Annotated in this window: 9 protein-coding genes and 1 pseudogene; 6 read left to right on the forward strand and 4 right to left on the reverse strand. The window is 37.1% G+C overall.

Annotated elements, in window-relative coordinates; translation table 11 throughout:
* Positions 1-238 precede the first annotated feature (238 nt).
* The 3 genes from AC4PG8_RS05750 (at position 239) to AC4PG8_RS05760 (ending at position 2,298) form a co-directional block, all read left to right on the forward strand.
* Entirely contained in the window at positions 239-682 is a 444-nt protein-coding gene (locus AC4PG8_RS05750) for a hypothetical protein (protein WP_185540371.1), read from the forward strand.
* Between the two features lie 178 nt (positions 683-860).
* Entirely contained in the window at positions 861-1,517 is a 657-nt protein-coding gene (locus AC4PG8_RS05755; protein ID WP_492170131.1) for a GHKL domain-containing protein, read from the forward strand.
* A gap of 22 nt (positions 1,518-1,539) precedes the next feature.
* Entirely contained in the window at positions 1,540-2,298 is a 759-nt protein-coding gene (locus tag AC4PG8_RS05760; protein ID WP_185540375.1) for a LytR/AlgR family response regulator transcription factor, read from the forward strand.
* A gap of 176 nt (positions 2,299-2,474) precedes the next feature.
* Here the strand turns inward: AC4PG8_RS05760 and AC4PG8_RS05765 are convergent, their stop codons facing one another.
* Complete coding sequence (locus AC4PG8_RS05765; protein WP_185505237.1) at positions 2,475-2,651, reverse strand: LPXTG cell wall anchor domain-containing protein; 177 nt, start codon at positions 2,649-2,651, stop codon at positions 2,475-2,477.
* Here AC4PG8_RS05765 and AC4PG8_RS05770 point away from each other — a divergent pair.
* Entirely contained in the window at positions 2,650-5,553 is a 2,904-nt protein-coding gene (locus tag AC4PG8_RS05770; RefSeq protein ID WP_492170132.1) for a hypothetical protein, read from the forward strand. The genes AC4PG8_RS05765 and AC4PG8_RS05770 overlap by 2 nt on opposite strands.
* 722 nt (positions 5,554-6,275) lie before the next feature.
* Here AC4PG8_RS05770 and AC4PG8_RS05775 read toward each other — a convergent pair.
* Positions 6,276-7,508: pseudogene (locus tag AC4PG8_RS05775) on the reverse strand (leucine-rich repeat domain-containing protein); the annotation flags it as partial.
* A 425-nt stretch (positions 7,509-7,933) separates the two neighbouring features.
* Here AC4PG8_RS05775 and AC4PG8_RS05780 point away from each other — a divergent pair.
* Both AC4PG8_RS05780 and AC4PG8_RS05785 read left to right on the forward strand, forming a co-directional pair.
* Positions 7,934-8,746 (forward strand): histidine phosphatase family protein, encoded by an 813-nt coding sequence (locus AC4PG8_RS05780; protein WP_003760599.1) that lies wholly within the window; start codon positions 7,934-7,936, stop codon positions 8,744-8,746.
* 111 nt (positions 8,747-8,857) lie between these two features.
* Entirely contained in the window at positions 8,858-10,285 is a 1,428-nt protein-coding gene (locus tag AC4PG8_RS05785) for a CapA family protein (protein ID WP_185540378.1), read from the forward strand.
* 49 nt (positions 10,286-10,334) lie between these two features.
* Here the strand turns inward: AC4PG8_RS05785 and AC4PG8_RS05790 are convergent, their stop codons facing one another.
* Entirely contained in the window at positions 10,335-10,766 is a 432-nt protein-coding gene (locus AC4PG8_RS05790; RefSeq protein ID WP_003760597.1) for a universal stress protein, read from the reverse strand.
* A gap of 75 nt (positions 10,767-10,841) precedes the next feature.
* The gene (locus AC4PG8_RS05795; RefSeq protein ID WP_003760596.1) at positions 10,842-12,677 is read right to left on the reverse strand and encodes a LapB repeat-containing protein; all 1,836 of its coding nucleotides are present in this window, start codon (positions 12,675-12,677) and stop codon (positions 10,842-10,844) included.
* Between the last annotated feature and the right edge of the window lie 85 nt (positions 12,678-12,762).

Here is a 12,762-nt window from a genome sequence, read left to right on the forward strand (position 1 = left end):
CCTAGTCTCTATTGTTTCATTATTATACTCTTTTTACTAGTGCTATTTAGTGCATTTCATGTTTGTTAAAATACATTTCAGTAGTTATTTCTTTAAAAAAAATACATTTTGTGAACATTCTTTTACAAATAAATCCTCAGCTAAGAAAATGCTCTTGGCGTGCTATATTCTTTACTACTTTATCTATATACTTAAGTAGGAAATGAACCTAGTATGCATTTTAAAAGGAGGATGTAACGTGAATATTCATATACTAATTTGTATATTGATTCTAATAAATTTTCTTTTAGCTCTTTATATTTTTAAAAACGAGTTACCGTTTTCTTTTAAAAACATCTTAATATTTAGTACTATCTCCTGCATGTTTGCTGTACTGGCACAATCTTTTTCAGGCCTTCCACTGGAGATTGTTTTTTTATTGATTATAACTGCAATTGATGTTTTTTTGATTATAACAACATGTGTATTTTTTATTTTTACAATTATGCTCTTATGCTCTACAGCTTTAATTGGCTTTCTTTGGGTGGCTATTTCAGATAATTATGTGATGCTATATCATTTCGATCCAAATCTATCTGCCAGCTACATGCCACCATTAATCCTGATTGCTATTGCGTTCATTCTTCTTGCCGTCATTTTTTATATCAAAAAAAAAAGCAAAACTGCATGCTCCTCTATTTGAATTAATTTTTTTGGTAAATGGAGAATTTCCTTTCGTCACTACATTTTTTATCGTTAATTGTTATACGGTTTATTTAACTTTCTTACATATATCGTCTAGTAAATATCAATTTCTTTTAATAGATATTTTTATTTTGATTTATTTAAGTTCTATTTGTCTTTTTATATACCATATCTATTTGGCAAAACTTGAAAAAAAACAAGCAGCATCCTCACATCATCAAGAGCAAAATCATATTGATAAGGTGAACTCTTTTAAACATGATTATAAAGGTCTGCTACTTTCCCTTACTACTTATATAGAACAAAATAAAACAAAAGAAGCCTTAGATTTATTAGCTTCTATCACAGATTACTCCAATGAACGACTTAAAGATGAATCTTGTAAAACTATAAAAAATATTCAGCCCATCCCTGTTCAGTCTTTACTGGCCGAAAAAATCAAAAGGATAAATGCTTTGAAAATCCACTATTCACTTGCGATAAACAAAGATATTTACATTACTGCTATAGCTACTTTAGATTATATTCGTTGCCTTGATATTATTCTTAACAATGCGATTGAAGCGGCTCAATCAGCTAGAAACCCTCGCATCGACATAAGTATAATCCAAACAAATGAAGTTATTACTTTAACTGTAAAAAATAATTTTGAGGCTTCTAACAAAGTGGATCTTTCAGAAATTAACAAGAAAAATTTTTCTACAAAGACTGATCACCAAGGGATTGGTCTATATAATCTTGCAAAAATAACACATAAATATGAACATGTAGTTTATTCAATTAGTATCCAAAATAATCTTTTTGTGCTCGAACTAACGATTGCTTTAGAATGACAATTTATGAGGAGCTGACTCCATGGCAAAAATATATCTGATAGAAGATAATTTTTTACACCGAGAATATCTTTATGATCAAATTTCAAATGTAATTTCCCAGAAAAATATTTACTTTGATTTAATTCTAATCAATGATATTCCTAATTTTATCCGCTCTTTGTCAGAAAAAAACATTTCAGATACAGACATCTTTTTTTTAGATATAAATCTTTCTTCTTTTCTTAATGGCATCCAAATCGGCGAGATTGTTCGTAATTACAATCTAAATTGTTTTCTTATTTTCGTAACCGCTGAATTGGATAAGAGCATTGATATTTTAAATCTCCGCATCAATCCTTTTGCCTATATCGTTAAAGAAAACAACACTATTACTACAATTTATAAGCAGTTGATGCATACTTTTGATGATATTATTCAGCATTTAAAGCCAGTAACTAGCGAGAAAAATATTGCTGTTAAATCTAGAGGTCAAATGCATATTTTCAAAGAAAGTGATATTAATTATATTCAAACAATTGAGGGAAACCGTTACAGTACGCTATTTAAACTGATTAATAATGAGATTGTTCTAGGCACCACGATAGCAAAATTAAAGAAAAGCCTTAACTCTGCCAACCTACATACTGAATTAAAATCTGTTATTATCAATGTTATGAATATACAAGAAATTTACAGAAAAGAATCCTTAATTATTTTTAAAAATGAAGATGTACTTACATTAACCCCTCGTTTGATTGATAAAATTCAAACATTCATAAATAATCATGAAATGCTCTAGTAAAAAATCTAAGCAAGTTTAGGTGAGTTTCGTACTTTTACTAACAGTGCAGCTATCGTTATAGTCATTTATTTGATTGTAACGATAGTTTTTTGTTTTAAGATTATCCGTTTCTTATAAAAAGAACCAGCAAGCGATCCTTCATTTCTGAATGGAAGCTTACTGGTTCTTTTTTATTAATTATTCTTTTTCTTTTTTGCCCATATCCACATTCCCGATAGGTAAGCCAATAATCCTGCTCCTACTCCTTGAAGGGACATCGTACTTGCATCACCCGTTTTAGCAAGTTTTCCTTCTCTATCTGAAAAGGACGATGGCGGACTGTATTCTGTTATTTTATCTGGAACTATCATGGATTCACTTTCATTCAGTGATGTTGATTCGGATTCACTTAGTGATGAGGACTCCGATTCACTCAATGACGTTGACTCGGACTCACTTAGCGACATCGATTCCGACTCACTTAATGACGTCGATTCTGACTCACTCAGCGACGTTGATTCCGATTCGCTTAACGATGTAGACTCGGACTCACTCAATGATGTGGATTCGGATTCACTTAGCGATGTGGACTCAGACTCGCTAAGCGACGTCGATTCCGACTCACTCAATGACGTTGATTCGGATTCACTTAATGACGTGGACTCTGATTCGCTCAACGACGTTGATTCGGATTCACTTAGTGATGTGGACTCCGACTCACTTAACGACGTTGATTCTGACTCGCTTAGCGATGTCGACTCGGACTCACTCAGCGACGTAGACTCCGACTCACTTAATGATGTAGATTCTGATTCGCTCAACGATGTGGACTCCGACTCACTTAACGACGTTGATTCGGATTCGCTTAACGATGTCGATTCTGACTCACTCAACGACGTGGACTCCGATTCACTTAGTGATGTGGACTCCGACTCACTCAATGACGTTGATTCGGATTCACTTAATGACGTGGACTCTGACTCGCTCAACGACGTCGATTCCGATTCGCTTAACGCTGTAGACTCAGACTCGCTTAACGATGTGGACTCCGACTCACTTAATGACGTCGATTCCGACTCACTCAACGACATTGACTCCGATTCGCTTAACGATGTCGATTCTGACTCACTCAACGACATGGACTCCGACTCACTCAATGACATCGATTCCGACTCACTCAACGACGTGGATTCGGATTCACTTAGTGATGTGGATTCCGACTCACTTAACGATGTCGATTCCGATTCGCTTAACGATGTGGACTCTGACTCACTTAGCGAGATCGACTCGGATTCGCTTAGCGACATCGATTCCGACTCACTCAATGACATGGATTCGGATTCACTTAATGATGTGGATTCCGACTCACTTAACGAGATCGACTCCGATTCGCTTAACGATGTAGACTCGGACTCACTCAATGATGTCGATTCCGATTCGCTTAACGATGTGGACTCGGATTCGCTTAGCGACATCGATTCCGACTCACTCAATGACATGGATTCGGATTCACTTAATGATGTGGATTCCGACTCACTTAACGAGATCGACTCCGATTCGCTTAACGATGTAGACTCTGACTCACTCAATGATGTCGATTCCGATTCGCTTAACGATGTGGACTCTGATTCGCTTAACGATGTCGATTCGGACTCACTCAACGACGTGGATTCCGACTCGCTTAGCGACGTGGATTCGGACTCACTTAACGATGTGGACTCTGACTCACTCAGCGACGTGGATTCCGATTCACTTAATGATGTGGATTCCGACTCACTTAACGAGATCGACTCCGATTCGCTTAACGATGTAGACTCGGACTCACTCAATGATGTCGATTCCGATTCGCTCAACGATGTGGATTCCGACTCACTCAGCGACGTTGACTCCGACTCACTTAATGATGTGGATTCCGATTCGCTTAACGATGTCGATTCGGACTCACTCAACGACGTGGACTCCGACTCACTTAGTGATGTGGATTCTGACTCGCTCAACGATGTCGACTCGGACTCACTTAGCGACATCGACTCGGATTCGCTCAGCGATGCTGATTCTGACTCGCTCAACGACATGGATTCGGATTCGCTTAGCGACATCGATTCCGACTCACTTAATGATGTTGATTCGGATTCGCTCAACGATGTCGACTCGGACTCACTTAATGATGTGGACTCCGACTCACTTAACGACGTCGATTCCGATTCGCTTAACGATGTGGATTCTGACTCGCTTAGCGATGTAGACTCGGACTCACTCAGCGACGTTGACTCCGACTCACTTAATGATGTAGATTCTGATTCGCTCAACGACGTGGATTCTGACTCGCTCAACGATGTCGACTCGGACTCACTTAGCGACATCGACTCGGATTCACTTAATGATGTGGATTCCGACTCACTTAACGACATTGACTCCGATTCACTTAGTGATGTGGATTCTGACTCGCTTAACGATGTGGACTCCGATTCACTTAACGACGTCGATTCCGACTCACTTAATGATGTGGATTCTGACTCGCTTAGCGATGTAGACTCGGACTCACTTAATGATGTAGATTCTGATTCGCTCAACGATGTAGACTCGGACTCACTCAATGATGTCGATTCGGATTCACTTAACGATGTGGACTCCGATTCACTTAGTGATGTGGATTCCGACTCACTTAATGACATCGACTCCGATTCGCTTAACGATGTAGACTCCGACTCACTTAGTGATGTGGATTCCGACTCACTTAACGACGTCGATTCCGATTCACTTAATGATGTGGATTCTGACTCGCTTAACGATGTGGACTCCGATTCACTTAACGACGTCGATTCGGACTCACTTAATGATGTGGATTCTGACTCGCTTAGCGATGTAGACTCGGACTCACTCAGCGACGTAGACTCCGACTCACTTAATGATGTTGATTCTGATTCGCTCAACGATGTCGACTCGGACTCACTTAATGATGTGGACTCCGACTCACTCAACGACGTGGATTCCGATTCACTTAATGATGTGGATTCCGATTCGCTCAGCGATGTGGATTCTGACTCGCTCAACGACATGGATTCGGATTCGCTTAGCGACATGGATTCGGATTCACTTAATGATGTGGATTCCGACTCACTTAACGAGATCGACTCCGATTCGCTTAACGATGTAGACTCCGACTCACTCAATGATGTCGATTCCGATTCGCTTAACGATGTGGACTCCGACTCGCTCAACGACGTCGATTCCGATTCAGATAAAGCAACATCAAGATACGGGACATCTTGATCTTCATCCTCTAACGTAATTTGAACTCCTGGATTATTCGGATCTCTATCCACACTAGGATCTACTGTATACTCGTTTCCGTCTGTCCCTGTAATCTTATCAGGTACAGTAATGATGTCTCCTTTTATGGATTCATCAGGAATGTCAATTACCCCTCCTGGAATTGGAGTTCCTCCAGGTCCAACTGGATTCAAATTTCCGGCTTTCTTATACTTTACTACTGTATAGTTATCACGCCAGTTAGAAACTCCATTTCCATTAACATCTGTGTTCGGGATAGTTACAGGCGTATTTGTAGTATAACGTTTTTCTTGTGCCGTCCCTTTTTCGTAAACATACACAAACCCTGATGGTGGCGCATCTATGGTTACCTCATAAGAAGCAGAAAGTTGCGCCGCATCCCCTGTTCCCGTCACTTGATAAGTGGGAGTATAAGAAACATCCGCTGCAATCGATGCACCCTCGGAATCCACTCTTTTTAATGCGCCTACTTTAGAAACGATAATCGTATAATCTAAATCATTTATTTGAATATCTACCAATCCATAATCGGTTCCATCTAACTGTGCTTTCGCATAATTATACTTAGCTTCTGCTGTACTAACATTATTTATTTCTTCTCCTAGTAAAGTTTGATCTCCCGTTGTATTACTATCACCATCATCATCAATCAGAATATGCACTGCATGAATTTGGTTAACTCCTATACTTACCTTCCCACTAAAATTTTGTTTTGCAGCCGATGATATTTCCGACCACTGATACGAAACTTGATTAGTGGCATTAGGAATAGACCATGTTATTGAAGGACCTATGCTGCTCCCCCCGCTACCAACACTAGAAGGGGTCACCAAATTACCTGTTTTATCTTTTATTATGCTAGTTATATTTATTGGATTATTCCAGTCCATTGCTGGAAGTGTAATTTTTTGTTGTCCAGCTCTTATAAATCCATTAAACCCACTTAAACTTGATATATCACTAATTTTATTATTATTAATATATAGCTCGGCACCTGTATATCCACTCAAACTTGATACATCACTAATTTTATTATTATCTAATTTTAAAGTAAATAGTTTATTTAAATTTGCTATTACATCTACATTTTCAATCATATTACCATCTGCGGTTAATTGCACTAAGTTTGTTAAATTTGCTAATGGGCTTATATCACTAAGCTTATTGTTACTCAATGTAATAACCTGCATACCTGTTAGGTTCGATACGGGACTTATATCACTAATCGCACAATTATGCATGTAAAAATGAGTCAAACTTGGCATATTAGCCACCGGACTTATATCACTAAGCTCTTTATTACCGTCTACTCTCATGTTATATAAATTCACCAGTCCAGCGACCGGGCTTATATCAACAATCTTATTGTTACCAATATCTAAATATGTTAACTCCCTCAAATTTTCAATCCCTGTGACATCAATAATATTTTTAAAGCTTACATTTAGAAATGTACAAGAATCTAATTCGGCCTGAGTTACCGTATCGTCAACAGAAGACTTCCCAAATTGAGTACGCATAACTTCTGCTAAATTAGCATCCGGAAATATACTACTAATCGCGGTTGGACCTGGAATTGCTTTTCTAAGTTTAGTTGGTGCTTCTTTACTTTCTGTATTTGTTGCTTGCTCACTATTCTTACTTTCCTGTGTTTGTTTTAGAGCACCAGCTGAAGGACTTTTATTTTCGTTTATTTTGGAATCCTCTTCAGATTCTTTTTTTACTACCTCTTCTGGAGGAGGTTCCTTAGCTGCTACTTGTCGCCCTACCGTCACTGATGTTTCCACTGCATTTCCTTCTGCTGCTAAAACCGTCATTCCTGGCGACGAAACGACAGTGAAAAATAAAACTGCCCCACAAAGCCACTGCTTCCCTTTTTTCCACATCCGCCAATTTTTTTGTTTTTGCTCCCTAGCTTTTCGTGTAAACCTCAAAGTCTATTTCAACTCCTTACCTTTTCTTTTATGTATTTTCAACAATCACCGTACACCTAATATTTATTATTAAGGATTTAACTTTCAAAAAAATACTTTTCATGCTCCCTTCCAATCATTTCATTCCAATTATCAACATTAATCAATCAAATAAATAAATGAATTTTTCAACTAATTAACATCTTTAACCGCTAGTATTTAAGCCACTTTATCCCCCAGAGTTTCATTTATTTTTTAAAATTTATTAAAAACAGACTTGTAAACGCTTTCCGTTCATGCTAAAATCGAGCTATAAATAAATATCCTTATTCAGGAATGTTACCAACTTGGGCATAACCTAGATAAATGGAGAATTGGCTTTTTGGGCTATTTTTCGATTTATCTAGGTTTTTATTTTGCTAAATACTAACAAAAAGGAGAATAAGATGAAGAAAAATATTTTGAAATTAATGATGGTGTTTTGTGCATTACTACTAATTGCGGGTTGTGGAAATAACTCAAACGCAGACAAAGCATCCAAAGAAACTAAAAAAGATGGTACTGTGACTTTTTATGTTGTACGTCACGGTAAAACAATGTTAAATACAACTGACCGTGTACAAGGTTGGTCAGATGCAGTTCTTACTCCAGCTGGGGAAGACGTTGTAAAAAGTGCTGGTAAAGGCTTAAAAGACGTTGACTTCTCTGCTGCATATAGTAGTGATAGCGGTCGTGCCATCCAAACTGCAAACTTAATTTTGAAAGAAAGTGCTAAATCTGCGGATAAAAAAGTAGAAACAGATGAGCGTTTCCGCGAATTTAATTTTGGTTCTTATGAAGGCGATTTAAATGAAAATATGTGGACTGATATTGCGAAAAGCCAAGGTAAAACTTTAGAAGAATGGCAAAAAGCTGGTATCTCTCCAAAAGGATTTGCGGATAGTGTAGCTGCTCTTGATAAAACTCGCGTAAAAGAAGGCGAAAACTGGCCTGCAGAAGATTACGCAACTATCCAAGCTCGACTAAAAGATGGTTTAACAGAAGTTGCTAAGAAAGAAAGCAAAAATGGAGACAGCAATGTATTACTAGTTTCCCATGGCTTAAGTATTGGCGCGCTTCTTGATACAATTGAACCTGGATATAAACTTCCACCAGCTGGAATTAAAAATGCAAGTGTTACAAAAATCACTTACAAAGATGGTAAATTCACTATTGGCGATGTAAATGATTTAAGCTATGTAGAAAAAGGTTCTAAATAAAAATCACCGTAAAAGCCCAAATTATTTTGGGCTTTTACTTTAAAAAGAATCTTGTATTTCTAAATAACTATAGATATACTTAGAGAAAATGGAACCTTGGAGGACATCTAGTTGAAGAAACTTACTTTTATTATCATTGGTTTTGCATTTATCTTTATAGCAGGAGTTTTTTGGATTACTAATTCCAGTCACAAACCCGAACAAAATAATACCCAAACCACCACTCAAAAAAAAATAAGCCCTGCTAATCTCAAAACAATCTCAGCAAAAACGAAGAAAACCTTAAGTTCCCTAGCAAATTCAGGAGCCGACAAAGCTTCCCTTTCTGAGTTGAATCAATTAATTAAAGAGCTGAACAACTATTCTACCGAAAAAAATGAATCTAGTGACTATATCAAAAACCTGCAAGCATGCTTAGAAGCCGTAAAATCATATAGCACTGGGAAAGCTGATGAAAAAGCGCTTGGAAAAGTATATCCTAACTTTCTTTTAAGCGAACAAAAATTAACTGAAATAGAAAAAACAAGCCAATATGATTGGTTTTATGCAGCAGCAGCAGCTAACGAGCAAGGATTAAAAGAAAACGGTGTCGTTACGTTAACAATGGTTGGTGATAATTCATTTGGCACCTATCCAGAAACACCAGAAAACCTAAAATTTGATAATGTATTCAAAAAAAATAATGGTACTAATACGTATGTTTTTAAAAATTGTCTTCCCTGGTTTAAATCTGATGACTTTACAGTAATTAATGCCGAAAGTGCTTTTACAAATGCTACAAAAGCTGAAAATAAAAAGTGGCGCATTAAAAGCGATCCAGCCCATGTAGCCTTTTTACCAGCGAGTGGCGTGGACGCAGCGAATCTTGCAAATAATCATACTAAAGACTACTTTCAAGTTGGTTATGATGATACTTTAAAAGCTTTCAAAGATAATAATATTCCTGTTTTTAATTCCGATGCACCGCTTGAAACAACGATTAAAGGAATGAAAACTGTGATGCTTGGTTACGATTGCCGAATGAGTCAGCAGTCTCCAGCCTATCTTGAAAGAATTGTAAAAGACGTTAAAAAATATAAAAAAGAAGATACGCTCGTTATTGTTAATATGCACTGGGGCGTCGAATATCGTGAAACTCCAACAAACTACCAAACTCAATTTGGACATGCTATTTTAGATGCTGGTGCTGATATAATTATGGGAGCTCATCCCCACCGCCTGGAAAGTGTCGAAAAATATAAAGATAAATATATTGTATACAGTATGGGCGATTTTGCTTTTGGCGCGGACCCAACTCTCCTTTCAAGGATGACCTCGATGTTCCAATTGCGTTTTACAAAAGAAGCTAATAAAATTGTTTTAAAAAATATTTCCATTGTTCCTACTTACGAAAATTCCGATGGTAGCACAACAGAAAACAACTATCAGCCTCTTCCAGTATTTGGTGAAGATGCTAAGAAAATAGTTAATGAACTAACTCGTATCAGTAAACCCGTTCCAGGTGGAGTAACGGAATATACGTACTTTGATCCGTTTTGATAAAACAAAAAGAGTAGATACCTTCTAGATGAAAGTATCTACTCTTTTCTTATCTTGCTATTAAAGTGTCACAAATCGCATGGGCCATAATATAAGAAGATACGCTACCAAGCACAAGTTTTTCAACCCGGTTCATTCCGGTAGCTCCACAAATAATTAAATCTGCTTGAAATTCTGCGGGAATATCAGTCGATAGTAAGATTTTAGGATTTCCTTTAGCTACAAAAGTTTCTACTTTCGCCACTCCAGCTCTCCTTGCAATGTCGGCATATTCATTTACGCTCGTTTTTAGTTCCAATTCCGCTTTTTCTTCTAAACTTCCATCATAAGAAACATTTGGAGAAAAAGCTCGTAAATCAACAATACTTGCAATACCAAGAACACCATCTAATTTCAGAGCTAATTCTAATCCTTTTTCAAAGGCTAACTTCGCTGGTTCCGAGCCATCTACAGCTACAAGAATACGATGATATTTTTCCATAATTATAACCTCCTACAACTTTTCTTATAGTATTCAATACCCTATAAAAATAATTTTAGGCTTCATTTCAGATGTTTAAGATTTGCGTTTTCTGAAAAGAACGAGAGCCGTCAAACTAAGCATTGCTCCTGCTGAAACTAACGGAAGAGTGCCGAATCCTGCATCTCCGGTTTTTGGAAGTGCTTTAGTTTTTGGCTGGTTTGTTTTTGCTCTTACATTTTCATTAGTTGTTAATGTAGTATTATTTGCTTTTTCTTGCACAGTAACTTGTTCTTCTGTGTTTTCACTTTGTATGTCTGGGTTTTTTGTAGGTTCTGAAGGTGATTTTTCATTTTGCGTTGAGGGTTTTTCTTCGGGTGTTGGGGTCTTTTCTTCAGGTGTAGGTGGTGTCGGGTCAACTGTTTCGCCGTCCGCATCAGTGACTGTCACAATAACTGTTACAGGATCTGCTTTTTGGCCGCGCTCATTTTCAGCATTTAATGTTACGGTGTATTTTCCTGGTGTGGTTAAATCTACTACTTTATTAAAATCGCTTGTAAGTGTCGCGTTTCCTGTTACAGCGGAATGAATCTCGGTTAAAAATTCGTCGACTGATTTAGTTGTTGCTTTGTTATAAGATATGGTAGGATCTGCTGTGATAACAGGTTTTTCATGTACAGTTACTTTTACTGTCACAGGAGTTGCTTTTAGCCCTGCTGCATTTTCTGCGTTTAATGTGACCGTGTATTCGCCCGGTACATCTAGTTTTACGACTTGGTTAAAGTCACTTTGGACAAGAGTGCCATCGTCCGTTTTAGCATGAACATCTTTTAAAAATTGCTCTTCGGTTGTTGCATCGTATTGGTTATAGTCAAAACTTTCATCGGCTGTTAAATCTAAAGTGTGGCTAATATCAAAATACTGATCGTATGTTCCGCTGGAGATTGTATATGAAGTCATGCTTGGTGGTGTCGGATAGCTGCCAGTTGGAAAGTCATAGCGTGCATTATATTCAATTTCGTCAAGGTTATCAAATTCTTCTTTCGTTACGCCACTTACTGTAATGCCATCATCTGTAATTGTAAGACGTGAACTTGGAAGTGCCACATCGTTAAAACCTAAATACGTGTTACTTGCAGAGGTTGACTTAGAAAAAGGAGCAACTGTCCCATCAAAGCTAGTTAATGGCTTTGGCATCATCGAAAATGGTAAATATAACGTTTGGTTTGCTTCGTTAAAATCAAGTTTGCCTGATTTAAGCGTGATGCGCGGATTTGTCCGCCCGGTATTTTGTCCAAATGCTGCTAAAGCTTTTAAGTTACCATTTTTAAAACTCTCAAAATTATTTAAAGGACGAAAATCATCAATTCCATCAAATTGCACAAAAAGCGTTGTTAATGCTGGCAAAGAGGCTAATGCAGAAATATCCGTGATTTTCATTGAATTTTGTGCGTACAGATAGGTTAGTTTCGGTAATTTATTAAAATTATTAAAAACATTATGTGTTACTTCGCTGCCACTAATACTTAAGCTCTGTAAATTAACTAGCCCGTTTAAATCTACAAAAAGGCTATCTTTCACATTGTCACCACTAACCGTTATGTAAGTCAAAGATGTTTGGTTTTTAATTGGCTCTAGGGTTTGAATGTTTGTATTGTTAAGTGTAAGTGTTGTAAGATTTTCCGCTTCTTCTATACCGGTAAGATCAGTATAATTACTTCCAGAAAGAGTGACGGTTTTGATTGTTGCTAGTTGGCTTTTAGTGATTGGAGCATTCGTCGTTTGTTTGAGTAATCCATTCAGATATGCTCTTAAGTTTGTATCAGGAATATTAACGACATCTGATGTTTCATCTGCATGAACTGCCGTTGTAGGATAGATCATTATAAACATACAAATAGTTACGAGAAACAATTTTAGAACTTTTTTCATTTATAATCTCCTTAATGGTTGATTTCTTTCCAAAGTATAACGTCATAAAAATTAACTCTCAATACGTTTTCGTAAAATATTTCAC

Source organism: Listeria sp. MAN/IMW/UF555, assembly GCF_058684075.1.

What these genes read in the sequence shown, in the direction of transcription:
- AC4PG8_RS05760 (WP_185540375.1), top strand. Translation starts at nt 1,540, where the DNA reads ATGGCAAAAATATATCTGATAGAAGATAATTTTTTACACCGAGAATAT.
- AC4PG8_RS05770 (WP_492170132.1), top strand. Translation starts at nt 2,650, where the DNA reads ATGGATTCACTTTCATTCAGTGATGTTGATTCGGATTCACTTAGTGAT.
- AC4PG8_RS05765 (WP_185505237.1), bottom strand. Translation starts at nt 2,651, where the DNA reads ATGATAGTTCCAGATAAAATAACAGAATACAGTCCGCCATCGTCCTTT.
- AC4PG8_RS05780 (WP_003760599.1), top strand. Translation starts at nt 7,934, where the DNA reads ATGAAGAAAAATATTTTGAAATTAATGATGGTGTTTTGTGCATTACTA.
- AC4PG8_RS05790 (WP_003760597.1), bottom strand. Translation starts at nt 10,766, where the DNA reads ATGGAAAAATATCATCGTATTCTTGTAGCTGTAGATGGCTCGGAACCA.
- AC4PG8_RS05795 (WP_003760596.1), bottom strand. Translation starts at nt 12,677, where the DNA reads ATGAAAAAAGTTCTAAAATTGTTTCTCGTAACTATTTGTATGTTTATA.